27 protein-coding genes are annotated in these 25,309 nt (G+C 65.1%); 11 read left to right on the top strand and 16 right to left on the bottom strand.

The features are described 5' to 3' along the window. Positions 1-104: 104 nt before the first annotated feature. Genes ACWEH3_RS32615 through ACWEH3_RS32605 form a run of 3 tightly spaced genes read right to left on the bottom strand, consistent with a single transcriptional unit; the run spans position 105 to position 2,453 of the window. Positions 105-959: an alpha/beta fold hydrolase gene (locus ACWEH3_RS32615; RefSeq protein WP_450024723.1), complete on the bottom strand. Its 855-nt coding sequence runs from the start codon at positions 957-959 to the stop codon at positions 105-107. A gap of 3 nt (positions 960-962) precedes the next feature. Further along, complete coding sequence (locus ACWEH3_RS32610; RefSeq protein WP_450024721.1) at positions 963-1,871, bottom strand: VOC family protein; 909 nt, start codon at positions 1,869-1,871, stop codon at positions 963-965. 39 nt (positions 1,872-1,910) lie between these two features. Further along, positions 1,911-2,453 (bottom strand): VOC family protein, encoded by a 543-nt coding sequence (locus ACWEH3_RS32605; protein ID WP_450024719.1) that lies wholly within the window; start codon positions 2,451-2,453, stop codon positions 1,911-1,913. Positions 2,454-2,646: 193 nt separating this feature from the next. On the opposite strand from ACWEH3_RS32605, the gene ACWEH3_RS32600 reads away from it, so the two are divergent. Both ACWEH3_RS32600 and ACWEH3_RS32595 read left to right on the top strand, forming a co-directional pair. Further along, positions 2,647-3,042 (top strand): YciI family protein, encoded by a 396-nt coding sequence (locus ACWEH3_RS32600; protein ID WP_450024717.1) that lies wholly within the window; start codon positions 2,647-2,649, stop codon positions 3,040-3,042. Positions 3,043-3,495: 453 nt separating this feature from the next. Beyond that, positions 3,496-4,041, top strand: a complete 546-nt coding sequence (locus tag ACWEH3_RS32595; protein ID WP_450024715.1) for a hypothetical protein — start codon at positions 3,496-3,498, stop codon at positions 4,039-4,041. Between the two features lie 34 nt (positions 4,042-4,075). Here the strand turns inward: ACWEH3_RS32595 and ACWEH3_RS32590 are convergent, their stop codons facing one another. Next, positions 4,076-4,972, bottom strand: a complete 897-nt coding sequence (locus tag ACWEH3_RS32590) for a dienelactone hydrolase family protein (protein WP_450024713.1) — start codon at positions 4,970-4,972, stop codon at positions 4,076-4,078. 805 nt (positions 4,973-5,777) lie between these two features. Here ACWEH3_RS32590 and ACWEH3_RS32585 point away from each other — a divergent pair. Continuing rightward, positions 5,778-6,068, top strand: a complete 291-nt coding sequence (locus ACWEH3_RS32585) for a hypothetical protein (RefSeq protein ID WP_450024711.1) — start codon at positions 5,778-5,780, stop codon at positions 6,066-6,068. Positions 6,069-6,361: 293 nt separating this feature from the next. Here the strand turns inward: ACWEH3_RS32585 and ACWEH3_RS32580 are convergent, their stop codons facing one another. The 3 genes from ACWEH3_RS32580 to ACWEH3_RS32570 all read right to left on the bottom strand — a co-directional run bounded on the left by ACWEH3_RS32580 (position 6,362) and on the right by ACWEH3_RS32570 (position 10,151). Then, the gene (locus tag ACWEH3_RS32580; RefSeq protein ID WP_450024709.1) at positions 6,362-7,000 is read right to left on the bottom strand and encodes a hypothetical protein; all 639 of its coding nucleotides are present in this window, start codon (positions 6,998-7,000) and stop codon (positions 6,362-6,364) included. Between the two features lie 220 nt (positions 7,001-7,220). Beyond that, positions 7,221-8,339, bottom strand: a complete 1,119-nt coding sequence (locus tag ACWEH3_RS32575) for a fatty acid desaturase family protein (RefSeq protein ID WP_450024707.1) — start codon at positions 8,337-8,339, stop codon at positions 7,221-7,223. A gap of 321 nt (positions 8,340-8,660) precedes the next feature. Then, positions 8,661-10,151 (bottom strand): glyceraldehyde-3-phosphate dehydrogenase, encoded by a 1,491-nt coding sequence (locus ACWEH3_RS32570; protein ID WP_450024705.1) that lies wholly within the window; start codon positions 10,149-10,151, stop codon positions 8,661-8,663. Positions 10,152-11,218: 1,067 nt separating this feature from the next. On the opposite strand from ACWEH3_RS32570, the gene ACWEH3_RS32565 reads away from it, so the two are divergent. After that, positions 11,219-11,398 (top strand): hypothetical protein, encoded by a 180-nt coding sequence (locus tag ACWEH3_RS32565; RefSeq protein ID WP_450024703.1) that lies wholly within the window; start codon positions 11,219-11,221, stop codon positions 11,396-11,398. A 27-nt stretch (positions 11,399-11,425) separates the two neighbouring features. Here ACWEH3_RS32565 and ACWEH3_RS32560 read toward each other — a convergent pair whose 3' ends face one another. Beyond that, the gene (locus ACWEH3_RS32560; RefSeq protein ID WP_450024701.1) at positions 11,426-11,908 is read right to left on the bottom strand and encodes a nucleoside deaminase; all 483 of its coding nucleotides are present in this window, start codon (positions 11,906-11,908) and stop codon (positions 11,426-11,428) included. Between ACWEH3_RS32560 and ACWEH3_RS32555 the strand changes: the two genes are divergently transcribed. Continuing rightward, positions 11,901-12,185: a hypothetical protein gene (locus ACWEH3_RS32555; protein ID WP_450024699.1), complete on the top strand. Its 285-nt coding sequence runs from the start codon at positions 11,901-11,903 to the stop codon at positions 12,183-12,185. The genes ACWEH3_RS32560 and ACWEH3_RS32555 overlap by 8 nt on opposite strands. A gap of 229 nt (positions 12,186-12,414) precedes the next feature. Here the strand turns inward: ACWEH3_RS32555 and ACWEH3_RS32550 are convergent, their stop codons facing one another. From ACWEH3_RS32550 to ACWEH3_RS32540, 3 genes are all read right to left on the bottom strand, one after another. Then, positions 12,415-12,735: a Dabb family protein gene (locus tag ACWEH3_RS32550; protein ID WP_450024697.1), complete on the bottom strand. Its 321-nt coding sequence runs from the start codon at positions 12,733-12,735 to the stop codon at positions 12,415-12,417. A 71-nt stretch (positions 12,736-12,806) separates the two neighbouring features. Further along, entirely contained in the window at positions 12,807-13,838 is a 1,032-nt protein-coding gene (locus ACWEH3_RS32545; protein ID WP_450024695.1) for a medium chain dehydrogenase/reductase family protein, read from the bottom strand. Positions 13,839-13,911: 73 nt separating this feature from the next. Further along, complete coding sequence (locus ACWEH3_RS32540; RefSeq protein WP_450024693.1) at positions 13,912-14,478, bottom strand: TetR/AcrR family transcriptional regulator; 567 nt, start codon at positions 14,476-14,478, stop codon at positions 13,912-13,914. A gap of 145 nt (positions 14,479-14,623) precedes the next feature. Here ACWEH3_RS32540 and ACWEH3_RS32535 point away from each other — a divergent pair, with 145 nt between their 5' ends. The 5 genes from ACWEH3_RS32535 (at position 14,624) to ACWEH3_RS32515 (ending at position 20,438) form a co-directional block, all read left to right on the top strand. After that, entirely contained in the window at positions 14,624-15,070 is a 447-nt protein-coding gene (locus ACWEH3_RS32535) for a CBS domain-containing protein (protein ID WP_450024691.1), read from the top strand. A 171-nt stretch (positions 15,071-15,241) separates the two neighbouring features. Then, positions 15,242-17,440, top strand: a complete 2,199-nt coding sequence (locus tag ACWEH3_RS32530; RefSeq protein ID WP_450024689.1) for a serine/threonine-protein kinase — start codon at positions 15,242-15,244, stop codon at positions 17,438-17,440. 71 nt (positions 17,441-17,511) lie between these two features. After that, complete coding sequence (locus ACWEH3_RS32525; RefSeq protein WP_450024687.1) at positions 17,512-18,072, top strand: hypothetical protein; 561 nt, start codon at positions 17,512-17,514, stop codon at positions 18,070-18,072. 18 nt (positions 18,073-18,090) lie between these two features. After that, positions 18,091-19,425: a Dyp-type peroxidase gene (locus tag ACWEH3_RS32520; protein WP_450024685.1), complete on the top strand. Its 1,335-nt coding sequence runs from the start codon at positions 18,091-18,093 to the stop codon at positions 19,423-19,425. Further along, positions 19,422-20,438, top strand: coding sequence for a hypothetical protein (locus tag ACWEH3_RS32515; protein WP_450024683.1), 1,017 nt, complete (start codon positions 19,422-19,424; stop codon positions 20,436-20,438). Before ACWEH3_RS32520 ends, ACWEH3_RS32515 begins: the two co-directional genes overlap by 4 nt. 143 nt (positions 20,439-20,581) lie before the next feature. Here ACWEH3_RS32515 and ACWEH3_RS32510 read toward each other — a convergent pair whose 3' ends face one another. Both ACWEH3_RS32510 and ACWEH3_RS32505 read right to left on the bottom strand, forming a co-directional pair. Continuing rightward, a complete protein-coding gene (locus ACWEH3_RS32510) occupies positions 20,582-21,784 on the bottom strand; it encodes a lipase family protein (protein WP_450024725.1) in 1,203 nt (400 codons plus the stop codon). Between the two features lie 163 nt (positions 21,785-21,947). Further along, entirely contained in the window at positions 21,948-22,802 is an 855-nt protein-coding gene (locus tag ACWEH3_RS32505) for an NAD(P)H-binding protein (protein WP_450024681.1), read from the bottom strand. A 132-nt stretch (positions 22,803-22,934) separates the two neighbouring features. On the opposite strand from ACWEH3_RS32505, the gene ACWEH3_RS32500 reads away from it, so the two are divergent. Next, the gene (locus ACWEH3_RS32500; protein WP_450024679.1) at positions 22,935-23,957 is read left to right on the top strand and encodes an Lrp/AsnC family transcriptional regulator; all 1,023 of its coding nucleotides are present in this window, start codon (positions 22,935-22,937) and stop codon (positions 23,955-23,957) included. Positions 23,958-24,119: 162 nt separating this feature from the next. On the opposite strand, the gene ACWEH3_RS32495 is transcribed toward ACWEH3_RS32500, so the two are convergent. From ACWEH3_RS32495 to ACWEH3_RS32485, 3 genes are all read right to left on the bottom strand, one after another. Then, entirely contained in the window at positions 24,120-24,557 is a 438-nt protein-coding gene (locus ACWEH3_RS32495; protein WP_450024677.1) for a MerR family transcriptional regulator, read from the bottom strand. Then, positions 24,554-24,901, bottom strand: a complete 348-nt coding sequence (locus ACWEH3_RS32490; RefSeq protein ID WP_450024675.1) for a hypothetical protein — start codon at positions 24,899-24,901, stop codon at positions 24,554-24,556. The genes ACWEH3_RS32495 and ACWEH3_RS32490 overlap by 4 nt, the downstream gene beginning before the upstream one ends. Positions 24,902-25,033: 132 nt before the next feature. Continuing rightward, a complete protein-coding gene (locus ACWEH3_RS32485; RefSeq protein ID WP_450024673.1) occupies positions 25,034-25,210 on the bottom strand; it encodes a hypothetical protein in 177 nt (58 codons plus the stop codon). Positions 25,211-25,309 lie beyond the last annotated feature (99 nt).

Raw genomic sequence — 25,309 nt, 5'->3', positions numbered from 1 at the left:
CGCAGCAACGTCGCCAACGACAACGGCTCGTCCTGCATAGTGCTCAACATCGGAACTCCTTCTTCCATCGATGACTTCCCCACAGAAAGCCACATTGAGCGAGGTCAGGCCTCGGACAGGAACGGTTCCACGACGCCGAGGAACTCGGCGGTCTTCTCGATCATGGTCCAGTGGCCGCAGTTGCCGAGCACGTGCAGCCGGACGTCCGGAAGAAGTTCCAGCAACGCCCCCGAGGATTCCTTCCACGGCACCACCCGGTCGTCTCGCCCGTGAATCATGAGGGTCGGCTGTGCCACCCGGGTCAACTCGGCACCGGACAGGGCCAGGTCGTCGACCCAGCGTTGGCGCGGTTCGGGAAACATCGCTTCCCACGATTTCGCGACGGCGGGCTCGACACTTGCCCCGTATCGCATCTCGACCAGCTGATCGGTGATCAGCCCCCGGTCGTAGGCGAACAGCCCGATGATCTCGCGCATGTTCTCGATTCCTGGCCGGTAGTTCCAGACGGTGTCGAGCCCTTGTGGTAGCGCCATCGCGACACCCATCGAGCCCATGAGGACGAGTCGACGAACGGCCTGCGGACGCTCGGCCGCGAGTGACAAGGCGATTGCCCCGCCCATCGAGTTGCCGATGATGTCGTAGGTCTCGATGCCGAGTTCGTCCATGAGCGCGAGTGCGTGCCGGGTCCACGCCTGTCGGGCCCACGTGCGCGCCTCACCGGTGGCTGTGCCACCGAAGCCCAACTGATCGGGGGCGATGACGCGCCGGCTCTGCGACAGGGACGGCAGTACGGGACGCCAGTTGGCCGCGGCGCTCACACCGGGACCGGACCCGTGCAGGAGCAGCAGCGGCGGCTGCGCGCTCTCGCCTGCTGGCTCCCCGGTGTCGATGACAGCGGTGTGCACCCCATCGACTTCGCGTGTCGATGCGGTCGGATGATCGCTGGTGATCACGGCCACTTGCTAACTCCTCGTCGGGGTGGGTCGGGTTCCGGCCATCGAGGCCGCGTGCTGGGTGGAGACCCGCTTGACCGGACCCAGCCACATGTCGATCGAGCCGGGTTCGTCCGGATCGAACGTGCGCGGTCGCCAAGCCGCGTCGTCCTCGATGCGACGCACCCCGAACGAGTATTCGTAGGTGAAGCCTTCGGGACCGAGAAAGTAGAGGAACACCGCTGTCGACTGCGGGTGGCGACCAGGGCCCATTTCGATCTGTACGTCGTGTTCTTGCAGAAAGTGCCAGGAACGGAAGACGTCGTCGATGGACTCCACCTGGAAGTTCATGTGGCACAGACCAGCGCTCTCGCCCTGGAATACGGCGAGCTTGTGGTGGACGGGATCGATCCGCATCAGGCACGCGGCGTCACCGATCCAATCCGACACGCGGGCGTTGAAGTGCCCGTTCCAGAACCGGTAGGCCTCGTGCACATCCGGTGCGTCGAGGCAGAGGTGCCCGAACTCCGTGATGCCCGCCGGCCGAGCGAAAGCGACGGGGCGGGTGATCGTCTCCTGGTGGCTGACCAGCTCGATGCGATTGCCGAAGGGATCGTCGAAGCCGATGAACTCGGCCACGCGGCGCGAGCGAGCCTCTTGCTTCGACCCCCGCCGCACGGCGAAACCGGCCTGCGCGAGTTCGTTCTCCGCAGCCTCCAGCGCATCCGTGTCGGCGACGGTGAACCCGGAGGCCAGGACCCCCGACACGCCCTCGACCAGAGCCAGACAGTGGTGGCGGTAGTCGGCGCGAAGGTGTGCGACCCCCGGTTCGGTCGCACCGGCCAGTTCGAGACCGACGATGCGGGTCGCGAAGTCGACGGCGGTCCTGAGATCGGCGACTCCTGACCGCACATAGGCGATGTCGGTCAGCGTGATCATGGGTGTTCTCTCCTGTGGAAACTTGCCGAACGCACGCTGTCAGGAGTCGATCGCGTCCGGGATGAGGTTCTTCACCAGCCCCGGCTGCAGATAGCCGCTCTGCCCGTACCGAGCTACCAGCGCCGCGTTGTCGGCCAGCAGTTTCTCGATCGGTTCGGTGAGGTCGATCGCTGCCAGGAATGGCTGACGGGCGGGCAGTCCGGTCTGCCAGTACACCTCGCACCGGTTGCCCTCGGGATCGAAGAAATAGATGCCGAACGCGTTACCGTGCGTCACGATCATGTCGAAGTCGACATCGTGCTCGATGAATCTGCGGTGGAACTCGATCAACTCGGTCAGATGATTGACCCGGAACGAGACCTGCTGAATGAGTTTGGTGTTCTCGTCGGCGCGCGCCACGGTCCGGCCCTCGACGAGTTGGAACTCGTGGTGTTCGAAGTTCGGCCGGGCACTGAAGAACCGCATGCCCAGATTCAGGTCCTCATCGGTGACCGTCAGTCCGAGGACGTCGCGGTAGAACGCTGTACTGGCTTCCAGGTCATCGCAGAAAACTCCGAAATGACCGAGTTCAGCGATCGGCATGGTGAATCTTCCTTCCCGTGGTGGCGGCCGGGTCATGTGCTCGTCGATCGAGTGCGCCTGGAACGGCCCGGCGAGGAGTCCGCAGGTGGCGTCACTCCTGTTCGCTATGCGTCCGACCGTAATGTGTATGCACTTTCACTGTCAAGGCTCCTCCGAATGTTGCCGCCACCCGGAAATTGCATACAGTTATGCGATGAGTTTATTGCCTCCTGCCACCGATCGCGACGCTCTTGACCCCTCATTGCTCCTGGGCCGGGACTACTGGATGGTGACCTCGGCCCCTTCGGCCGGGACGGCCTCCGAGGACATCGCCGCCCTCGCCCCCGCGCACATAGCCTGGCTGCTGGACCTCGAGGAACGCGGCCTCGTCTTCCTGTCGGGCCCCCTCGTCAGCGGCCCCGACACCGGTCCGGGATCGGGCATCACGGTCTTGCGCGCCTCCGACGAAGCCGAGGCAACCGCCATCGCGTCAGCGGATCCTTTCGTCACGGCGGGTCTGCGCAGCTTCGTCGTTCATCGGTGGCGCCTCAACGAGGGCAGCGTTTCGATGCGCCTGTCACTCGGCCGCGGCACCTACGAATGGCATTGAGCGGGAACCCGTTCGAGCCCACATCTCGTCGCATGTCCAACCGCGTTCAGGCATAGACCCGTTGACTAGCGCATTCCCTGATGCCATAGTGTATACACTCTGCTGACAATGGCCGATCAGGTATCAAGGTGCGGCAGATCTCCACCGTCCGCACCGGTCATCGGCGACGACCGCTATCGACAGCACTGTCGATCCCCCGGCGCCCGCCCAGATGACCGAGGCACACCGTCAACACTCTCGGCACTCGCATTACCGGGCCGACGAGAACGCGGAAATCTATTCGAAGAGAAGAAGCAACGGCAAAAACCGGTTCGAAGGAACTCCAGTGGGACGCTTGGACGAACGCGTCGAATTCCCCTCCGGCGCAGCTCATGGTCAGGGACTCCGCCACGCGGTTCACCTTGCCGAAGAAACCGCACCGACCTCCTTCACACGTCGGTATGAGGTGCGACGATGACCGCCACGGCCTTCTGCTCCCAGGCCGAACCACCCCGGCCGCGCGACGACGGCGATCCGGAGGAAGGGAAAGCACGGTTGCTCGGGCCTGATCAGTTATTGGCGGCGATCGCTGGTCACCTTACGCAAGGATCATCGCTGATCGAGTGGGCTAGGGAGTTGGGCGATCTGCACGCGGCACTGATCCCGGTGCGCCTGAATCGAACGCGTCTTCCCGCCGAATTCGATGAAGCCCGCGTCCACATCGACATTGCCGAGATCGTCAGCGAGATCGATTCGTGGGCGTTCGTCCATGTTCCGAGAGCCCCCGGAGCGCGCAGGCACACCCATTCCCTGGGCGAGGTGATCAGCCATATCGCAAAGATCTATGCCAACGCGTGGTGGACGGTTCTACACGTCGATGACAACGACGTGCGGCACGAGGCATGGTTTCACCTCGGTGAGGTCTGCGAAGGCTACGCGCAGCTGATTCACGACATCCAGGCTTCCGGGGTCCGATTCCCGCTAGGGTGGCGGGGCATCCGACACGCGCCGCCGACCTGACAGGTGCTTCTTCCGCCAGGTCGGCCGAGCCCGGCTACTGGCGCAAATTGCGGTCGAACAGGGCCAGCAGTTCGCGGTAGTGCCGTTCATCCGCCTCGGGGTCGTGTGCGGAGGTATCGGCCTGGGTGTAGCCGTGTTGGGCACCCTCGTAGACCTCGGTGCGGTGGCGGACACCGGCGGCATCGAGCGCCTTGTCGAACAGGGCGATATGTTCGGGAGTCATGTGGCGATCCTCGCCCGCGTGGGCGAAATACAGTTCCGCCGTGATGTTTCCGAGAGTGAGGTGCGGACTGTCCGGGGTGTCGGTGACCAGCGGTCCGCCGTGGAATCCTGCCACCGCCGCAACCCGATCAGGGAACATGGCGGCGGTCAGCACCGCCAGCCGCGCACCCATGCAGTAACCCGTGACGCCGACCTTTGCCCCTATGACCTGCGGCGACGCTGCCAGCCACTCGAGATATGCGCCGACATCCGAACGCAGGAGCTCCGGGGTCAGCTCGCGGATCATCGGGAAGACCTGTTGGAAGATCTCCGGCCGCTCCCCCGGGTCGATGAAATCCGGCAGCTCGATCACAGGCGCACGCCCGTGCCGGTAATAGGCGTTCGGCAACAGAACGGTGTAGCCATGGGCGGCAATACGATCGGCCAGTGATCGCAGGCTGGGCCGCAGTCCGAAACCGTCCTGAATCACGAGCACTCCCGGATGGGCGGCGCCATCGTCGGGGTAGGCGACATACGAGTCAGCGACACCGTCGGGTGTCCGGACGTCGACCGACATACCGTTCACTGCGGTCATCCTCGAAGCCTCCTGCCGTGCCGACCGTTCGAACATACCCCATTCAAGATCAACCGATTCGACTCGACTACCGGTCGTCGGAGCGTCGTGCCCAGACCGGGGCGAAGCGGTCGAGCCCGACGCGAACCCGATCAACGACGGCTGGGTCGACCTTCTCGTCGACCTCGTCGCACACGACCGGGCCCGGGAGCACCGGCCGATCGTGCTGTGCGGGCTCAGCGCAAGCGGCATGCTCGTCTTCACGTCGACGCCAAGGCTCCGAGGCAGTCTCAGCGGCATCGTCGGCATGACCTTTCCGAGCCAGTCAGCGCATCCGGCAGGTCCGCGACGGGATGCAGTCGCCGATTTCATCATCAACAGCCGTCCGTAACGAGACTCATGCATTGTCTGCATATTTGCAGAAGATGTGTTGACCTCTGCGCCATAAAGCGATCACGACGCCACGGATCCGCAAATTTGCGCAATAGTGGGTCGAAAGTGGAGAGCATGATTCCACTTGGATAGATCGTCCGGAGGCGCGTTCGGTAGTCGAATGAATCGGCCGGGCACGGGAAAGCCGTCACAGGGCGCGCATCGGAGGGAATTGTACCGACATGCCGCAGTGCGATCCCTCCCCCAGCAGGTCACGCCGGACTCCTCCCGGCGGCGGCACCGAGCGCGCTGTCGGCTCACGTCCCGCCGAACCGAATGGAAGCGCACCGCGAGATCGGCTCCGCCGCACGTCGATACGCGGCGCGTCGAGAAATCGACTTAATTTGATCATCGACTTCACCGAGGGATGAAGATCAATTTGTGTTACCTCGGGAAAATATTCAGTTAGCCAATTATTAACGGTGATGATTCACACAGCAAGAGAAGTGGATTTGTAGATCTCTTTTTCTTAACGTTGCTGGTGCGCCGTGATGGCGTCGTTATCCCACTGTGAAAGGAAGCTCCGCAGATGTTCTCTCGCAAGGCCCTTCTCGCCGCCAGCACCGTCTCCGCCGCTGCCCTGTTCTTCGGCCCGGTCGCGGTGGCCTCCGCCGCCCACTCCGCCGGCACCGGTTCCGCGGGCCTGGCCTCGGGTTCGGCCGACGGTGGCTCGTCCACTGGCTCGGCCGGCTCGTCCTCCGGTTCCGCCATGCTGGACTCCGGCAGCTCGGCCCTCGACGGGGGCACCTCCGCCATCGTCAACGTCATCGATGCGATCACCGGCATCCGGGACCTGACCCAGCCCAAGCCCGCCTCCTGATCCGGTCTCGGTAGATCACCGCTTCGTCCGTGTCACCCCTTCGGGTCCGGGCTTCCCCGCGCCGCTCCGCTCCACACAGCGGCCCGCACTACAGCGGTGAATTCGCTGCAGCTGAACTGGTCGATTCGCCGCATCGAAGCAGATGCGGCGGGTGGACCCCCAGAGTCCGTTTGCCCGCTAGGGAGACAGCTCCCAGTGCTGCGAGCGCTGAGCTTCCTTGAACACAGGTTCGTGCCGCCCGGCGAAGTCGCCGGACGGCACGAACTTTTTTCCGGCCATCCACCGCATGAAGTTCAGCAGGCTACGTCCCCCTGGGCGGCCTTGTCGAACGACACATGCACATGGTCGTAGTGATTGGCGGTCGGGCTCCCGCGGTCTTCCAGGTAGGACCAACCGCTGCCATCGTTGTACCGCTGCCGCCAGATCACGTAGGTCACACCGAAACGCTGCTGATTGGCCAGCACGTATTCGGCGATCGCGTCGCCCCGCGCCGAATCGGGTGTCATGAGATCGAGTGCCAAGCCTGCGCCGTGGTCGCCGTCGCTACGGCCGATGGCGCCGCCGATGTCGGCGACGGCGAACGTCTTCTTGAGCAGGTTGCCCACCTGCGCCACGTGCGGCCGTGTACCTGCGAGTTCGGTCGAGCACGGCACAGGGGGAGGCCGTGGTGGCAGGTGCTGCGCAGCCTCCCTGGCCGACGGTGGTGGCTGCTCGACCGGGGGCGCTGCCGCTGTCGGCCGAGTGATCGACGGCACGCCGGTTGGGGGCGCGACGGCTGCCGATGGCGGCGAATCGGCAGCTGCGGCATGCTGAGCCTCCAGGCCCGGTCGCGATACCGCCCACAACCCGACGGCGAGGGCCGCGGCGATGCCGCATACGGCCAGGGCGCTGAGCTTCCGGGCTGCGGTTCGTTTACGGTGTTGACCAGGCATGATGTCGGCTACCGATTACAGTCGAGAATAGGTCACCGATACATTACGAAATGGTCGCGAAAATGTCACGCCGAGCGGGCGAGAAGGTGCTCGGGTCCGCTGACAGGATCGCGGCCGAGTGCCCCGCTGTGCCGCGGAACGCGGCTGACCAGCACACAAGCCGGTCGGTAGCGCTGTAATGGTTCAGCTGAGGTGAGAAGTCAGGCGGGTCGACTGTCGGCTACGGCGATTGCGGGCCGGCGAGACGGCCGACGGCGTGGAGGTGGCTCAGCGCTTGGCGGTAGGAGTCCAAGACGCCGGTCTCGCAGTAGGGCACCTCGAGTTCGATGCAGAACTGTTCGACCATCGGCTTGGCCCGGCGCAGGTTGGGCCGCGGCATGGACGGGAACAGGTGGTGCTCGATCTGGTAGTTCAGTCCGCCGAGGGCGGCGTCGACGAGTCGGCCGCCGCGGACATTGCGGGACGTGAGCACCTGTCGGCGCAGAAAGTCTGTCGACTCGCCTTCGGCCAGTACCTCCATCCCCTTGTGGTTGGGCGCGAAAGTGCAGCCCATATAGAGCCCGAACAGGCCCTGGTGCACAGCGATGAAGACGACCGCTTTACCCGGCGACAAGACCAGGAAGACCGCGGCGAGATACCCGGCGGCGTGTGCGGCCAGCAGTGCGGCCTCCCAGACGCGGTTGGGTATCGCCCAGCGCAGCACCGCCCGGACACTCGCATAGTGCAGACTGCCGGCCTCGAGCAACAACATCGGAAAGAACAGCCAGGCTTGGTAGCGGAAAATCACCCGCCGGATGCCTTTGCCGGTCCGTGCTCGATCGCCGGAATGGGCCAGCACCCCCATCACGTCCGGATCCGAACCCTCGGTGTTGGGGTGAGCGTGGTGGCGGTTGTGATTACTGACCCACCAGCCGATGCTCACCCCGATACCGAGATTGCCCGCGATCACACCGAACAAGTAGTTGGCCCGCCGACCGGCGAAGATCTGACGGTGCCCGGCATCATGACCGAGGAACGCGATCTGCGCGAATACCACTGCCAAGAAAGCGGCAACCACCAACTGCCACCACGAGTCGCCGACCATGACGAACGCCGCCCATCCGGCAGCGAACGCCACCGAGGTGACCGCACCCTTCCCGACGTAATACCGCAACCGTCGATCCAGTAGCCCGGATCGGCGCACTCGACGCAGCAACACCGCATACTCGCTGCCACGCGCCGGTCGATTTTCCTTGGTCTCGGCGGTCGGCGACGAAGGAACCGGCGCTGCTTGCTGTCCGTCCCGCTCGATCGGGTCATAGTCCGCGAGCGCGGTTGTCGTGACGGAGGATGTCGGCATCGTCCGGCCGGTAGAACTTTCGAGAACCACGGATTGCCTGCACATCCTGTTGTCACTGTTGGTCTCCGGGCTCGGACCGTTGTCCTTCCATGCCCGGTGTCGACGACAGCAGGCTATCGGAAGTCAGCGCGGAAGACTCGCCTGCCTCGAGAACTAGAGTGCCGCGATGAGACCACCGCGAGGTGAACGGATGTGCCGATCGACAACACATCCGCGTGACGATCGGATTGCACAGACATCGGCGAGCGCGAGATATATGTCCGTCGCGCTGCCCGGCGGCGTGCAGCGCCCAGGTGCCGACCGATATCTCGGCTGTGTGAGTTACCCAGCGTCGGTCGCAGTCAGCACGCGGGCGTCGGCGGTGCTGTCCAGCCGCGCGCCGGCCTGAGGATAGGTCGGGTACTCGATGCCCGAGATGTACTGCACCGTCCGCACCACCTGGCACGAGTAGCCGAATTCGTTGTCGTACCAGACATAGAGAATCGCAGTGTCACCCTCGACGATCGTGGCATTGGCATCGATGATCGACGCTGCGCGCGATCCGATGAAATCGCTGGAAACCACGTCCGTGGCGGCGGTGTAATCGAGGTTTCGGCTCAACGGCCCGGCGAGCGAAACCCCGCGCAAATAAGCGAGCACTTCGCTCTTCGTCGTCTCCCGCTGAAGCTGCAGGTTCAGGATCGCGACCGAAACGTCGGGGGTGGGAACGCGAATCGAGTTGCCGGTGATCTTGGCCTTGAAATCCGGCATAGCCTTCGCGACCGCGGACGCGGCACCCGTTTCGGTGAGCACGAGATTGAACGGCGCGGAACGACCGCGCCGGTCCGCCTTGTGATAGTTGTCCAGCAAGTTCTGGTCGTTGGTGAACGAATGAACCGTCTCCACGTGCCCGCGGACGATGCCGTACTCGTCGTCCATGGCCTTGAGCGCCGGAACGATCGCGTTGGTCGTGCACGAGGCACACGAGAAGATTTGCTGCGACAGGTCCAGGCCGCGGTGGTTGACGCCGTGCACGATATTCGGGATATCGCCCTTACCGGGCGCGGTGAGAACGACTTTCGCGATGCCGGGGCGCAGATGCTGCGACAGCCCGTCCCGATCACGCCACCTGCCCGTGTTGTCGATCAGGATCGCGTTCGTTATCCCGTACTCGGTGTAGTCGATCGTCGTCGGATCATCGCTGTAGATGAACTTGATCGTGTTCCCGTTCGCGGTGATCGTGTCATTGCCGGTATCGACCTTGATCGTGCCGTTGAAGGCGCCGTGCACCGAATCCCTGCGAAGTAGCGACGCTCGCTTGCCCAGATCGTCGTCACCTCCCTTGCGCACCACCACGGCACGCAGGTTCAGCCCGTTGCCGGATCCGGCCTTCTCGATGAGCAGGCGAGCGACCAGGCGACCGATGCGGCCGAAGCCATAGAGGACGACATCCCTCGGGCCCGGTGACAGAGCCTTGTTGCCGTTGATCACCTCGTCCAGCACCGCCGCGGTGAACTCGCGGATCGACAGTCCGCGATCGTCGGCGCGATAGGTCATGACCAACTGACCGAGATCGATCTTGCAGGGCCCGAGATCCAGTTCACTGAGCACGCGCAGGAAGGGAAGAGTCTCGTCCACCGACAACTCCTCGCCTTCGATCTGCCGCGCGAACCGGTGCGTCCGCAGGATGCTGATCACCGACTTGTTCACCAGCGACCGGCTGTGCAGCAGGATCGTCACGCCCTTCCCCCGATACAACGTGCCGATGATGGGAATCATCGCCTCGGCGGCGGCTTCCTGGGCGTTCCAGCGGTCGAGTTGTTCGGTAGTCAACGTAGGTCCTCGGATCTCCTCGATTTACACGCGTATCGATGCTAATGAGGGCCGCGATATCACCGAGGCCGGATCCCCCCTCGTGAGATCGCCAGGTGGCGACGCCGAGCGAGCACCATCGTCCGAGCGGCGGCAGATGCCAGCGCAACAGGTCAGGAGCCAGATGGCGGAGATCGGCCCGGATTCGAGCCGCGAGTTCGTGCCCGTGGCTACGCGCCACCGACCGCACAGTGAAATCGACATCGAAGCCTGCCGCGGCACACGCGCCCGCCCAGTCCCCCACGCGACGGCGGGCGGTAGCAGTCTCGATCATGGAAGGCGGCACGGCGAATTCACGCACACGCAGCCAGAAGGAAAGGCGGGAGTCGTCCCCGTTCACGATCTGAGTGAGCATCAGCACTCACCTTGCGCGAACGGAACCCCCAATCTTTGAACAGATGGAGTCATCATCGCGTTGATCATAACCTCCCGAACCGCCACCGGCCAACCGAAGGCGCTCGGCGGCAGTTTCGCCGAACCGCTTCCACCCTCACAAGCACCCGCCAGACCGGTTGGCGCAGTTGGTGTTCAGCCAATTTCCGGTGGTACATCGACGCCACATCGCCTGGGGAACTACTGCACCAGCAGATCCAGTCGCCCCGGGAAGCGCCACCCGAGCCGTACGTCGACCGCCTACCGAGTGAACCGGCGAATGTGATTCGGGAGCATGGGGTTTCGAGTGCGGCCACCACCTTTTCGACGAGGAGCCGCCGAACCTCGCCTGAATCCGTGCGAGAGTTATGCCGCTCGGATCCGGGAGTGCGATCGCACGTACGCGCCGACCCGCACCGATGAACCAGCGGGCCTCGCTTCGCCACTGCCTTACACGTGCCTACTCGTCGCAGCAGCTCTCGGGTCGCGCCAGGCTCAACGTAAGTGAGCCACCAAGGTATCGAGTTCCTCGGCGAACAGTAGGGCCGAGTCGACACCCATTCCGGCAAAGTGCCCGGAGAGTGCGAGCGCGAGTGCGAGCGCGGATGCGACCCGGCCGGTGCATCCGCTGGACCGGCCCAGCGATCGGCCACGGAATGAGCATCGACGGCGGCACTCACGTCTGGACCTTCACTCCCGTCGACGGCGGCGTCCTCGTACGCACCGAGGAGAACTGGAACGGCGCCCAGGCCGAAGCCGACGTATCCTCCACCTACTTTCTCGGCGCCGGACTCGAAGCCTGGCTGACCTACCCGCGCACAGCCGCCGAGAACTGAACACCGTTGCGGCTGTGTGGCGCCGCTTCAGCTGCGGAAAGCGTGCGCATGGTGGAGTGCCTCGATCGAGTCGGTGAGTTCGGCGACCGGTCCGTCGACCACGGCGTCCGGCACGACCTCGGTGATCGGCAGCGCCGCGACCGGGGCACGCGGGACACCCCACTCCGCCAGCCACGACACCAGTTGACCGGACGACACGGCGTACACGATCCGCCCGAGGCCGACCCATCCGTGGCTCGCCGCACACATCGGGCAGTGCTCGCCGGAGGTATAGACGGTGGCCGCGGCGCGCTCGTCAGGCGACAGATGTGCCGCGGACCAGCGAGAGATCTCGAATTCGGGATGACGTGTCGCGTCACCCGCCTTGATCCGGTTCCGGTCCTCGAAGAGCACTTCCCCGTCGGCCGAGACCAGGAGCGAGCCGAACGGCTCGTCCCCGTCGTCGAGCGCCTCCCTGGCGAGTTCGACGCAGCGGCGCAGGTGCGAAAGGTCCTCGGCAGTGATGGTCATCGAATCATCCTGGTGGCAGAAACGGGTGGGCCTTGCCGGAATCGACAAGGTCCACCCGCCGACGCGGTCGCTCAGCTATCGCATCGGCGCCGGTCCGCATTCCTTGCCCATCAAGTCGGGGAGATGCGCCCATCCGGACGAGCAGTTCATGACCTCGCCGCCGTTCACCTGGAACGGCTGCGTGATCTCTCCACTCGCAGGCGCACCGTTCGACGGCGTGCAGTCCATAGCGGTCACCCTGCCTTCCCACACCGGCGAATGGGACGAACAGTTGTAGTTCCACGTCTCCTGCGCCGTGGCGGTCGGCGGACAGAACAACAGCGCCGCCGCGGCGGCGAAGAACGGGGGAAGACCCAAACGAACTAGGCGTGTGGCTTTCATGACGATCTCCTTGTCCTGGTTCCGTGCGGTCTGAATCGGTAACCGTCCCGGACGAACAGTCCGAGTGGTAGCGAGCAGAAACTGCTTGGTGCTCAGGAGAGAACGTGCACACTGCGACTAGGACGCTACCCCCGGGATACCCGACCTGATGCGGAATGCCGATCGCTGTGACCATTCGGATATGGTGGCGACCGTCTCGGCCGGGGCAGTCCGATCCGGTCGGTATGCGGGTGCGCCGGGTGAATCAGGTACTCCCGATAACCGTCGAAGTCGTCGAGGGCGAAAACGGCGCCGCATTCGCACTCGCCGCCGTGGCCGCGACCGACGCTGAAGTGCCGTACGGACGGGATGACACGGCCCTGATTGCGCAGGCTCTCCAGCGCCTCGTCCAGCTGCTCCTGCGTAACGCCAGGCTTCAGGGTGAGTCGATTGCAATGGTAGATCATGTTTTTCAGCCTTTATGTCCGGTGAACTCGTGGATAAGGCCGGCGGCCGTCGGGGGTTCAGGAGCCGTGGTTCACGGTTCCAGCACAACCTTGCCGACCACCGTGCGGGACTCCGCGAGCCGCACCGCCTCGGCGACCTCGGTGAGCGGCAACCGGGCGGCGACCTGTCCCCGCAATGACCCGGCCACCGCGAGATCGAACACCTGCCCGAGGTCCTCGGCGATCCGCGCGCGGAAGGCTGCGGCGTCGCGCTTGCCCGCCCACAGATTGAAGAAGTGCGCTCTGCGCTTGTTCGGCACCGCATTCCACAGTTGCAGCCGGGCGAGCAATTTCAGCACGGGAAGCCGGGAATCGCCTTCGACGTCGCGGGTAGCCGCGGTGCCGTAGGACACCAGGGTGCCACCGGGCGCGAGCAGGCGGAAGGAGTCCACGATGCCGGGGCCGCCGACGTGGTCGAACACCGCGTCCACGCCGTTCGGCGCCAGCGCCCGGACCTGGGCGGGCACGTCGCCGCGATAGTCCACCCACTGCGCGCCGAGCGCCCGGACCGCGTCCGCGTTGCGGGCCGACGCGGTGCCGATCACCGCGATACCGGCCGCGCGGGCCAGCTGCACCAGCGTGGAGCCGACGCCGCCGTTCGCGCCGTGCACCAGAATCGTCGCACCGCGCCGGGTTCCGGCGACCCGGTGCAGCATCTGCCACGCGGTGATCCCGTTGACGACCAGCGTCTCCGCTTCTGCCGGGTCGAGCCCGTCCGGCACCGGCACCAGGTCGGCGGCGTCCAGCAGCACGTGGCTGCACCAGCCGCCGGTCTTGGTGAGCGCGGCGACCCGGCGGCCCCGCAGCGCCGCGTCCACTCCCGACCCCACGGCGACGACCTCGCCGACCAAGTCGTAGCCGGGCACGAACGGGAACGGCGGCTGGTCGTAGTACTTGCCACGGCGCATCTGCTGCTCGGCGAAGGAGACTCCGGTGGCCTCTACCCGCACCAGCGCCTGCCCCCGACCGGGTGGCGGCAGTTCGCGCTGCCGCACCCGCAGTCCGCTCGGTTCGACTTTGCCGGGCAACACGATCTCGGTAACTGTCACGTTCGCTGTGCTCATCTCGGAACCTCCTAGTGTGTGATTGATCAATCACTCTGTGGGTAAACGGCGATTTCGCCGCTCAGGACGTCGATTACATGCGATTCGGGTGCCGGATCCCCTGGGTGAGCATTGCCGCCCACTCTCCCGCGCTCGCGTCGATGTCGAGCGTGGTGATCAGATGACAGAGCTGGCCGTAGGCGATGAAGCGCTGGACCTGCTCGGCACTGCCGCCGGACCGCTCCGCGGCGAACGCGGTGACCCGTTCGAGCCCGCTGCGCATAGCGGCGGCGATTTCCGGGATGTCGGCCGCGGATTGGGCGTGCACCTGCACCATGAGCAGTCGATTGTCCGCGATGAGTTCGGCGTACGCACCGCCCATCCGGTGCAGGATCGCATCCGGGTCGGTCTCGCCCGGCCGGGACGCACCGGCCGACAGCGCTTCCTCGATCAGTTCGAAGGCGCGATCGAGCGCGGCGACGAACAGCGATACCTTGCCGGGGAACAACTTGAAGACGTACGCGGGCGAGATCGATGCGCGTGCCGCGACGCTCGTGATCGGCGTGCCGTGATAGCCGGTGCGGGCGAACTCATCGATCGCGGCGTCGACGACGGCCTCGCGCCGGAGTTCCGCGGTGGAAAGGGTGGCCCGTCTGCTCATGTGAGTGACTGTACACTCACCCCTCGGGTTGCGCAACGGCGCCCGAGGCGGTCGCCAGATGACCTTCTGCCCTGTCGATACCTTCGCCGCCGTCGAATGATGATCGGAGTAGCGAACACGCCGCCGTAATAGAAGGAGATGCATCATGACGACCGCGCGGACCATAATGCGGCCCGACGTACAGCACATCAGTGTTCGGGAAACCATGGAGGCAGCCGCCCAGCGGATGCGGCAGCTCGACATCGGCGCACTGCCCATCTGCGACGGCGAATGCCGTCCCGTCGGCATAGTCACCGACCGGGATATCGTCGTGAAGGTGGTCGGTGTCGGCGCGAATCCGAAGACCACCACCGCCGGCGAATTGGCGCAGGGCGCCGACCGACTGCACACCGTCGATATCGACACCGATGTGCGCGACGTGCTGGTCCTCATGGAGCAGCAGCGGATCCGTCGGCTCCCGGTCACCGACAACGGCATGCTGGTCGGCATCATCACCGAGGCCGATCTGGCCCGCAATCTGGCCGATACCACCGTCGGCGAATTCGTCGAGGCGGTCTGCGCGGCCCATCTGCCCGCCACCGAGAAAGTGTGAGGATCCGACACGTCGGCCAGCCCGTCGAAGCCTGTCGCGCATAAGTGCAACACGGGCAGCGCCGCGACAATGATGCAGTAGGAATGCCGAGGTCGATATCATCGATACGCGACCTTTTCACGATGCTGATCCTCCATAGCGAACGCGATTCATCCGTGCGGGAGGTGGTCGGTGAACGGCATAGCGTTCGGTCGCTACCGGTTGCACGAGCTGATCGGCGAAGGCGGCATGGGCCAGGTATGGCGGGCCTACGACACCGCTACCGACCGCATCGTGGCGATCAAATTGCTGCCCGAGCGCTGTGCGATTGATCCCAGCTTCCGGGAGCGATTCCGGCGGGAGGCTCACGACACCGCTCAACTGCGCGAACCACATGTGGTTCCGATCCACGGCTACGGCGAGATCGAAGGCCACCTCTATCTCGATATGCGGCTGATCGACGGCGACGACGCCAGAACACTGCTCAACCGCGATGGTGCGATGGAGCCGGCGACAGCGGTTGGGGTGATCTCCCAAGTCGCGGCGGCGCTGGATGCGGCGCACGCCCAAAGTTTGGTGCACCGCGACGTCAAACCGTCCAACCTGTTGGTCACCGATACCGGCTTCGTCTATCTGATCGACTTCGGTATCGCGCGCTCGGCCAGCAATACCCCGCTGACCAGCACCAGCACGATGATCGGAACCTTGGCCTACATGGCTCCGGAGCGATTCACCAGCGGGGTCGCCGACGCTCGGTCCGACGTATACGCCCTTACTTGCGTGCTGTGCGAATTTTTGACCGGAATACCGCCCTACCCGAGCACCAGCACCGAACAACAGATCGCGGCGCACCTGACCGCCGCTCCCCCGTCGCCGAGCATGCGGCGGCTCGACCTGCCGGTCGGTTTCGACGATGTCATCGCCCGGGGCATGGCGAAGGACCCGGACGACCGCTACCAGACCGCCGGAGAGCTGGCAGCCGCCGCCGAACACGCTCTCGCCACTGCCCCTGCGGTTGCCGCCGGAAGCGCCCCTCGCGCGGGCCCCACATCGGTGCCCCCAGGCTTCGGAGGTCTCAGCGATCGGCCCAGGACGCCGACGCCGATACCCTCTACAGAGCCGTATGCGGAGCAAAAGTCCACGATCAACGCTGGACCTCCCGTAGATCTGCCCGGTCTCGAGCCCATACGATCCGAATCGGGCGGGGGATCCCGACGGGACGGCACCGCACCGCCTCGACGTAAACGGCCTGTCGTCCCGATAGTCGTCGCCGTGGTGGCTGCGTTCATCACCGCGGCCCTGGGGTCGGGTATCTGGTGGCTGAGCCAGCCATCGAAGCCCGAGGCGGCTTTCGATGGCAAATACGAGGTCACCTACACGCCCAAAATTCTCAATGGGAAGCCGGACAACAGTCCCCCACAAGAAAGGATATGGTCAGTCCGATCCGACTGTCCATCGCACGGCGAACGCTGCGTGGCCTCGATAACCAGCCAGAGCAAGACCGAGCGGGAGACGGCCCCGGCCAAGTTCAGCGCGGACTATCGCGACGGCACGTGGACGATCACAAGAGACATACGGCCCCGCCCCGACCGCGATTGCGAAAATCCGATCACCAAGGTGCCGCAGAACGTCCCGGCATGGCAGAGACTCGAATTCCGACCCGGCATCCCGGCGTGGACCGGAAACTCCTTCAGTTTCGTCGGTGGCCCTTGCGCATACACTCAACAGCAAGAGATGAAGCTTTCCCGCGTCGGCGAGATCGATCCGAAGGTCGACGTCGTCCCTCCCGAAACCGTCCCCGACCGCGGTCCTAGCCCGACCATCGCGCCGATCAGCGGCGCCTATGACGTAACCATCACCTATACCGCGACACCAGACGTTCCCAATCCCCCGCCGCCGAACAAGTTCCGGCAGCAATACAACACCCTGTGCATGCGTGAGGGCGACCGCTGCGCCGCAACTACGGACACAGATTCCGGCACAGATCCCCGCAAAGATCCTCGCGCCGTCTTCGCTCCGATGTTGATGCTCGAAGGCGGGGTCTGGCAGGCCGATTACAGCATCCCCTTTCCCTGCTCCGCGGAATCGAACGAGCCGCACACCATCGCGACATTTCATTGGGATTTGTTCGCGTCCGACGTGGGGCCCGACCCAGCCGAATTCTTGACCGGTACATGGACCCGCGAGAAATCGGATCCTTGTCCCGAGACCAGCCGTGCCACGGTCGAAATGCGGCGGGTCGGCTCGACCGGCGCGCGGCCCGCTGTCGCAGGCAGCAATGCGGACCAGCAGCAGCCCCATCCATCCCCGGCTCCAGCGATCGTCGCAATCCGCTTACCCAAGGGAAGCTATGTATTTCGAGACCCACACCTCGGACCAACCATCAGATAACAACGACGAGAGCGGTTCGGCCAAAGGATTTCAGCTCGCTCCGCGCCGCACCGCTCGAGATGGAGGCGGACATGACCACAGGCGATGCTGATTGGTCCAGGCCGGCGGCGATGGCCCTGCCGAAGGAGGGGTTCTTCGAGCTCGAGCGAGGCCGGTACGGGCCGATCTTTCCCCGCACACCTGCCAATTACGGCTTCTCGATCATCGCACGGGTCAAACCCGGCCGCGAGGAGGCGATCCGGGAGTACGGCAAGCAAATCGAGGCCGCGGTCGCCGAAGATCCCACTGTGCTGGCGCCGCTCCGGCTGCATTACTTGCGGTGGGTACTGTTCGACATCGGCGACGGGTTGTGCTTCCAATATCAGGGCATCTTCGACACCGACTTCGACAAGTACGTCGAGGATGCTATCGCCTTGTTCCTGTCGACGGGCATCACAACCGTATTCGTGAACCTCGAAGGGTTCCCCGAAGACTGGAAGACCAATACCGAGGCGGTGGTCGAGTTCTTTCGTGAGCATCAATTCCCGAGCTTCCTGGAGTACGGTGAGTACCCCTATGTGACCGCGGACGAGGTCAAGAAGGCGTTGCGCGTGAAGGCGGCATTTTCCGACATGCTCGATCAGATGCAGTAGCGACCGAGAGGTTTGCTGATGCTCGAACTCGACGACATTCAGCACATTCTGCTGACCCGCGTCCCCGCGCTGACCGGACGCTACGAGTTCCTGTCGTTCGCCAGTGCCACCGGTGGGCGGGCGTGGCTGTCGGCCATGGTCGACCGCGTGGCCTCGGCTGCCGACGCACAACGCTCCGTGACCACAGACCGCCGATGGGTGACGCTCGCGTTCACCTGGACCGGCCTCCGCGCACTCGGCGTGCCCGAACAGTCACTGGCAACGTTCCCCGAGGAGTTCCGCCAGGGCATGGCAGCGCGGGCCGGCGTCCTGGGCGACACCGGGACCGATCACCCCGACCATTGGGTCGGTGGATTGGCGGGCGACGATCTGCACGCGATCGCGATCCTGTTCGCCCACGACGACGCCGAACGCGCTCGCTGGGTGCACGAGCACCACCAGCTGGTCGGCCGCTGCACCGGAGTGACGGTGCTGTCGTCGCTGGACCTCGCGGCCGTTCCGCCGTTGGAGTACCCGCACGACCATTTCGGCTACCGCGACAGGTTGTCGCAGCCGGTGATCGAAGGCTCCGGTGAGCAGCCCACACCGGGCACGGGTGCCCCGATCAAGGCCGGCGAGTTCATCCTGGGATATCCCGACGAGGACGGTCCTCCGGTGGGATTGCCGCAACCGGAGGTGTTGTCGCGCAACGGCAGCTACATGGCCTACCGGCGCTTACAAGAACACGTCGGGCGATTCCGCGACTTCCTGGCCGAGCACACCGACACCCCGGAGGAACAGGAGTTGCTGGCCGCGAAACTCATGGGCCGCTGGCGCAGCGGCGCTCCCCTGGTGCTCGCCCCCGAGCGGGACGATCCCGAACTCGGGGCAGATATGCAGCGAAACAACGATTTCAACTACAAACAGATGGACCCCTACGGGTACGCGGTGCCTTTGGGCTCGCACATCCGCAGGCTGAATCCCCGTGACACCGCGGTGAACATGCAGCGGCGGCGCATGATCCGCCGCGGCGCCACCTACGGACCGCATCTCCCCGAAGGTGTTTCCGAGGACGGCGCCGAGCGCGGAATCGCGGCCTTCGTGCTGTGTGCCAGCCTGGTGCGCCAATTCGAATTCGCCCAGAACGTGTGGATCAACGACAAGACGTTCCACGAGCTCGGCAACGAGCGGGATCCGATCATCGGCAACCAAGACGGCACCCTGGAATACAAGATCCCCAAACGTCCGATCCGTAAGACCATCAGAGGATTACCGGCGTTCACAACTCTCAGGGGTGGCGCGTACTTCTTCATGCCCGGTGTTCGCGCACTGCGCTACCTCTGCACTCCTACCGACAACGAGGTGGCACCATGAGCACCGTCACCCGGGCACGCACCTACAACCAATCTCCGCTGCCACGTACCTACACTCCCGGCAGACGCCGGTTGAGCATCTACTGGACTTGGAGTTATCCCTGGGAAGCCCAGCGCGATCCTGCCGCGCTCGACAACCGCTTCTCCACCATAACCGAGGTGCGCCAAGCGGCTTGGCCTGCCTACGAGACGCCCGAATACGACGCCACGCACTTTCTGCAAGGGATCGCCGGCACGCTGGAATTGTTCCATCGCTCCACCCTCACCTTCCAGCAGATAGCCGGAGAGGCCACCGGTCACCCCGTCGCGGTCTTCCAGCGCATCGATCAGGCCGGGTTCGAATTGCCTCTCGACGAACGCATTCTGGCCGACACCGATACCCTCATGATCTTCGGCCTCGACCACGTCCTCGGTCAGGCAGAAGCCGCGCCCGAGGAGATCGCGGCCCTCGACGAATGGCTGCGACGCGAAGGCACCTGTCTGCTTCTGGCGCCCCATCACGACGTGGGTTGCACCGACGACCTCCAGCAACGCCAAGTCGAATACCAGCACCACGGCGACCCGCTGGTGCCGCGCCAACAACGCTTCAGCGCTTACACCCGCTCACTGATGAAAGCGCTCGACGTTCCGGTGCACAACATGTACGGACTCCGACCCGCCGTCGTCGAAGGCACGAAATCCATTGCGCCCCTGAGCACATTTCGTGACCTCGACGACTTGCACCTGCTCGACAACGTCACCACATTCAACTTCCACCCCCACCTCCCGCACTATCACCTCACCGCGCCCGCAAGCGCATCCGTGCGCCTGCTCGCCCGGCAACCCATCGACCTCGACCGACCCCACCCCTTCACCGCCGAAGGCAATACCGAATTCAACACCCTGATCTGGCTGCCGCCCACCGAACGACGCGCAGGCGACATCGTCATGATCGACTCCACCAACTTCACCACCTTGTTCGGAGGGACCGAAAGCCTCACCCACCTCTGGCGCAACTTCGCCCTCATGAAGTGACGGCGCATCACATCGGCGGGGTCCACCTCGTTCGACCTCGACGCGGGCGGAGTCTCAGTCGGTGAAGCCGGTCAGGGGCCATCCGCCCCGGCGAGTTCGGCGGCCACCTGCCGCAGTTCCGCTCCGCTACGTGGGCGTCGATGTCAGCAATTGGTAGGGGCGAGCTCTCCGCGGGCCCGGGCTTCGAGCCACAGCAGCACCGCAGGCGCACCCCATACCGCAGGGGCCAAATGTTCCAGCGCGGAGGGCAGTTCAACCGAGGGCACCAGCACCGTCTGCACCCGCACCCCGGCCGCGCACCAGCGGCGGACGGTATTCTCGATGGCACCGAGCGGAATCTGCTGGTCCTTCGGCGAATGCCATTCGAGGACAGGGTTTTCCGGTATCTCGGGAGAGAGTTCCAGGCTGTTCTCCTCCACCACCGAGCGGGCTTCGCGGCTGTCGACGATCGAGGTGTTGTCGAGGTACTCCCGAGCGCTGCCGTCGACGCCCGCGGTGAGGATGTCGTTGCTGCAACTGTTGGCCATGTCCTGAGCGACCGCGAGGCCGCGCGGATTGAGATGCGAGCTCGTCGGCAGTCGGTCCGGGTACTCCCGCTCCAGACCGATCGCCGCCGCCATGGCCAACCCGAACGAGGGGTGCCGGTCCAGGCCCAAAGTCTCGGCCATCGTCACCAGATTCATCGGGGCACCACCGACGGCCGCACCCGCGAGTTTCAGCTCCGGTGCGTATGTCGGCTGCAACGCGGCCGCCCACGCGGTGGCCAGGCCACCGCCGGAATAACCCGCCATGACCGCGGGGCTGTGCTCCACGGCGAATGCGGGTAGCCGCTTCACCGCACGGATGCCGTCCAATACGACCTGGCCACCCAAACGCGCTGCCCCGAGAGCGAACTGCGGTCCGAGGTGATCCGGCAGCGCCACAGTCCAGCCCCGCGCCAGCGCCACATTCAAGATCGGCGTGGTCGCCACCAGGTTCAGATCGTCGCTGTACAGCTTGTGCGATATCGCGCAGCCGGTGCCGAGCGCGTTGATGAAGTGCTGATACGACAACAGCGGGCCGCCGGGCTGTCGGCCGAAGGGAGTCAGAACCGTCGTAGTCGCCGCGATCGGAGCTCCGTGCGAGTCGGTGGACCGGAACTTGACCAGCGTGACAGTGGCCGCGGGGAAGATCGCCAGCGCGGGCAGTGCCCGCACACCCAGCACATCCCCTGCTTCGTATGCCGCCAGACCCGCCGGGGCGGCATAGAACGGGTCCGGATCGGGCAGTGGATACAGCGGTTGCGCGGTTGCCGTCGTCGCCAAGAGCAGCCCGAGTGCCACACCGCCGATCGCACCGCTGCGCATGCTGCCGGGCAAAAGAAACCGCCGGATCACGATCTTCTACCTCCAGTAGTTCGCGCATTTGTCGACCAGCCAGCCTGCATTCAAATCCGACGCTGCGGGCTGACCTTCAGCGACACGCCGCACGAAAATCTGAAACGCTAGGAATCGAGATGTGCACGCGCTGTCACACACGCGCGAAGTCGGCAAGGTGTCGGGTGGCCCACTCCCGGAACGAGGTCGGCCGCACGCCGGTGACTTCTTGCACCGTCGGATGCACGACAGAGGTGAACGACTCCAGTGCCGTGGCGCGCAGTGCCATGATGGCGTCGGCCATGATCTCGGACAGTCCGTGGTCCAGGATCGCCTGACGGGCGGCGGCGGGCTCGACTTCCACGAACCGTAGCGGCCTGCCCAGCACGTCGGCGAGTACGGCGGTCATCTCGGCGGGGGTCAAAGCCTCCGGTCCGCTGAGCCGGTAGGTTCGCCCGTCATGGCCGTCGGTGGTGAGCACGGTGGCGGCGACGGAGGCGATGTCGTGTTCGTCGACGACCGCGACGCGGCCGTGGCCGTAGGCGGCGAACACGCTGTCGCGGTTCCGGATCGAGTCGGCCCAGTGCAATGCGTTGGCCATGAACCCGAGCGGGCCGATGATCGTCCACGGAATGCCGCTGTCGCGCAGGGCCTGTTCACCGCGGCGATGCCAGCTCGGGATGGGGTCGGTCGCGGTGTCGTCGCCGGTACGCCCGGAGGACAGCTTGACGACGTGCGCGACATCGGCGCGTGTGGCTTCGCGAATCAGGTTCGCGTCGTGGGTCGGGATGTCGGGTCCGGTGGAAAGCAGGAACACGCGGTCCACCCCGCGCAGCGCCGCGGCGATGCTGCCGCGATCACCCAAGTCGCCCGCGACGACGTCGACGGCAGCGGGAAGACCGGCGGCAGCGGGCCGGCGGGTCATCGCGCGTACGGGCACCTTCGCGGAGACGAGTCGGTCGACGAGCGAGCGGCCGACAGTCCCGGTGGCTCCGGTAACCAGAATCATGAGAGTCCCTTCAGTGGATCGTTGTCGTCGCTGTCCGACGACGGGACCAGCATCGATCCGGAGCCTCCGCTAGCTCCATCCACAGGGAGATATCGGTGGAAATTTTCCATTGAAGGCGGAATGCTGAAAGAAATGACCGTCATAGACGAGCTGGACCGGGGCATCGTTCATGCTCTGCACCTCGATGGCCGCGCACCGTTCAGCCGGATCGGCACGGTGCTCGGTGTGTCGACGCAGACGGTGGCCCGGCGCTACCGGCGACTGCGCGCCGAGGCCGGCTTGCGGGTGGTCGGGCTGAGCCGTCTCGACCGCGACGACCACACCCGCTGGCTGGTCCGCCTCGGCGCCACCACGACGGCAGCCCGGACACTCGCTCATTCCCTCGCCCGACGACCCGACACTTCATGGATCAAACTGCTGTCGGGTGGCACGGAAATCCTTCTCATCCTTCGCATGCCGCACCAGGCGGACGCGGCACATCCGCTGCTGCTGCAGGAGATCCCCCGCACCGCCGGTATCACGACCGTGTCGGCTCACTACGTGCTCCACACCTATTTGGGCGGTCCGACGCCGTGGCACGGACAAGTCGCAACGCTCACCGACCACCAGCAGCGACAACTCACACCACGCCATCACGACGCGCTGTCCGCACGCGGGCTCTCCAGCGCCGACGACGCCCTGTTGTCCGCGCTGCGGACCGATGGGCGGGCCGGGCTGGCCGAGTTGGCGGCAGCCACCGGATGGTCCCCGGCGACAGTCGCGCGACGCCTGGCCGATCTACGGGCGCAGGGGGAGATCTTCTTCGATGTCCAGGCCGACGACACCCTGTTCGGGGCCACCACCCAGGCACTGCTGTGGATGTCGGTCGCTCCCGCACGGCTCGACCAGGTCGGCCTCGAGTTGGCGCGGCATCCCGAACTCGCCTTCGTGCTGGCCACCACCGGTCCGAGTAACCTTGTGGCCCAGGCGATGTGCCCGAATCCCAGCGCCTTGCACCATTACCTGACCCGCCGCCTCGGCAGCGACGACGCCATTCGAACACTGGAAGTGACACCCGTACTCGCCACGGTCAAAGCCGCGGGTCACGTCACCACCGAACGCACCAGGCACGGCACAGCCAGCCGCCGTTCGAGAAGCACGGCGAATTCAAAGTGAGGCGCCCGTGCCGCAGCCGCACCCCGCATTCGCGCAATGCTCACCAACGCCACCCCGCCGCCGAAGATTCCGGCAGCGACCAGGACTGGAAGCGTGCAGCATCCGACACACAGAAGTGCGCCGAGCACGATCGGTACCCACCAGCGTCGCGTCCGCGGGCGCTCAGCACCCACACTCGCCTCTTTCACCGGCGGAGTCGGTGCCGAACGGTACTGGGCAGCAGAGGCTTGCGCTGCAGGCGAGCAAGTCGTCACAACCTGCCTCCAATGCGGCATGCAGGGTGTCGCGCACCGCGGTCAGCTCGGTGAGTTTCGCGTCGATCTCGGCCAATTTGGCCGCCGCGCGGGCTTGTAGCCCGACAGCAGTACGGCGACCCGATCGGGTGGTGGCCAAAAGCTCGGCGACCTCGTCGAGGGTGAACCCCAGCCGCTGGGCCGCCTTGATCACACGCAACACCGTGACGGACCGCTCCGGATACAGTCGGTGCCCGCCGAGAGACCGCTGCGGTTCGGCGAGCAGACCGAGCCGCTCGTAGTACCGCAACGTCTGGGTGTTCACCCCGGCGGCCGCGGCCAGCTCGCCGGTGCGCAATCCGGTCAACGCCGATCGCCGCCGATCCAGGCGTCCGCCCGCGCGGCCAGCGCGTCGAGGACCGCGGCCTGATTGTCGGGAACGGCGATACGCATCACCGGACCGTCCTCGGTGTCATCGAAGCCGACGGTGAAGAACGAGCAGCAACCGGACTCGCGCGCGGCGAGGTCACGGCCCTCCTCCTCCGTGCCGGCGGCAAGTAAGAGATCCAGTCGCGTGCGCGCGGGCCGGTCCGTGCGCCGCACCGCTTCGGTGAAGAACCGGTCGAACTCAGCGACTCGTGCCGACTGTTCAACGGTGGGCAGCGTGCACGAGTCCGGTACCCAATCCCCGGTGGGAGGCGTGATCATCATGCCCTCACGGTAAGCCTGTACCCAGGTACAAGATGCAACCTCGAACCGCGGAAACGTGCGTGTGCCCACCATTCCGCACTGCCGTATTCCAGCGTTCGCGCGTCCGGCGAATTGATGATTCGGTTCGAAGTGCTACGGATGTTCGGTCCGTTGCACCTGTTCGTTGATGAGGGTGTCGTCGTCAGCCGGCGGCTCGGGCTCACGCCACTCTTCTGCTCGGCTGGAACGATTGCCTCGTATCGTGCCTTCCAACTCGTGGGCCAACTCGTCGTCGTGTACGGGACCGTGCTTGCTATTTCCTCGTTCCATGGGATTTCCCTAAGTTTGTAGGTGTCTGGGGTTGGTGCCCTGGATGCCCAGGGCGGTGGGGTGTAGCTGATGGTTGTTTGCCTCTATCGAGGCTTGAAA

It is taken from the genome of Nocardia sp. NPDC004718 (assembly GCF_053601535.1).
The sequence above is the reverse complement of the archived record's forward strand: the minus strand, read 5'-3'. Positions and strand labels throughout refer to the sequence as shown.

Excerpts from the sequence above, each read along its gene's own strand:
- ACWEH3_RS32610 (WP_450024721.1), bottom strand. The coding sequence starts at position 1,871 with ATGATCACGCTGACCGACATCGCCTATGTGCGGTCAGGAGTCGCCGAT.
- ACWEH3_RS32605 (WP_450024719.1), bottom strand. The coding sequence starts at position 2,453 with ATGCCGATCGCTGAACTCGGTCATTTCGGAGTTTTCTGCGATGACCTG.
- ACWEH3_RS32600 (WP_450024717.1), top strand. The coding sequence starts at position 2,647 with ATGAGTTTATTGCCTCCTGCCACCGATCGCGACGCTCTTGACCCCTCA.
- ACWEH3_RS32595 (WP_450024715.1), top strand. The coding sequence starts at position 3,496 with ATGACCGCCACGGCCTTCTGCTCCCAGGCCGAACCACCCCGGCCGCGC.
- ACWEH3_RS32585 (WP_450024711.1), top strand. The coding sequence starts at position 5,778 with ATGTTCTCTCGCAAGGCCCTTCTCGCCGCCAGCACCGTCTCCGCCGCT.
- ACWEH3_RS32580 (WP_450024709.1), bottom strand. The coding sequence starts at position 7,000 with ATGCCTGGTCAACACCGTAAACGAACCGCAGCCCGGAAGCTCAGCGCC.
- ACWEH3_RS32575 (WP_450024707.1), bottom strand. The coding sequence starts at position 8,339 with ATGCCGACATCCTCCGTCACGACAACCGCGCTCGCGGACTATGACCCG.
- ACWEH3_RS32565 (WP_450024703.1), top strand. The coding sequence starts at position 11,219 with ATGAGCATCGACGGCGGCACTCACGTCTGGACCTTCACTCCCGTCGAC.
- ACWEH3_RS32555 (WP_450024699.1), top strand. The coding sequence starts at position 11,901 with ATGGTCATCGAATCATCCTGGTGGCAGAAACGGGTGGGCCTTGCCGGA.
- ACWEH3_RS32560 (WP_450024701.1), bottom strand. The coding sequence starts at position 11,908 with ATGACCATCACTGCCGAGGACCTTTCGCACCTGCGCCGCTGCGTCGAA.
- ACWEH3_RS32550 (WP_450024697.1), bottom strand. The coding sequence starts at position 12,735 with ATGATCTACCATTGCAATCGACTCACCCTGAAGCCTGGCGTTACGCAG.
- ACWEH3_RS32545 (WP_450024695.1), bottom strand. The coding sequence starts at position 13,838 with ATGAGCACAGCGAACGTGACAGTTACCGAGATCGTGTTGCCCGGCAAA.
- ACWEH3_RS32540 (WP_450024693.1), bottom strand. The coding sequence starts at position 14,478 with ATGAGCAGACGGGCCACCCTTTCCACCGCGGAACTCCGGCGCGAGGCC.
- ACWEH3_RS32535 (WP_450024691.1), top strand. The coding sequence starts at position 14,624 with ATGACGACCGCGCGGACCATAATGCGGCCCGACGTACAGCACATCAGT.
- ACWEH3_RS32525 (WP_450024687.1), top strand. The coding sequence starts at position 17,512 with ATGACCACAGGCGATGCTGATTGGTCCAGGCCGGCGGCGATGGCCCTG.
- ACWEH3_RS32520 (WP_450024685.1), top strand. The coding sequence starts at position 18,091 with ATGCTCGAACTCGACGACATTCAGCACATTCTGCTGACCCGCGTCCCC.
- ACWEH3_RS32515 (WP_450024683.1), top strand. The coding sequence starts at position 19,422 with ATGAGCACCGTCACCCGGGCACGCACCTACAACCAATCTCCGCTGCCA.
- ACWEH3_RS32510 (WP_450024725.1), bottom strand. The coding sequence starts at position 21,784 with ATGCGCAGCGGTGCGATCGGCGGTGTGGCACTCGGGCTGCTCTTGGCG.
- ACWEH3_RS32505 (WP_450024681.1), bottom strand. The coding sequence starts at position 22,802 with ATGATTCTGGTTACCGGAGCCACCGGGACTGTCGGCCGCTCGCTCGTC.
- ACWEH3_RS32500 (WP_450024679.1), top strand. The coding sequence starts at position 22,935 with ATGACCGTCATAGACGAGCTGGACCGGGGCATCGTTCATGCTCTGCAC.
- ACWEH3_RS32490 (WP_450024675.1), bottom strand. The coding sequence starts at position 24,901 with ATGATGATCACGCCTCCCACCGGGGATTGGGTACCGGACTCGTGCACG.
- ACWEH3_RS32485 (WP_450024673.1), bottom strand. The coding sequence starts at position 25,210 with ATGGAACGAGGAAATAGCAAGCACGGTCCCGTACACGACGACGAGTTG.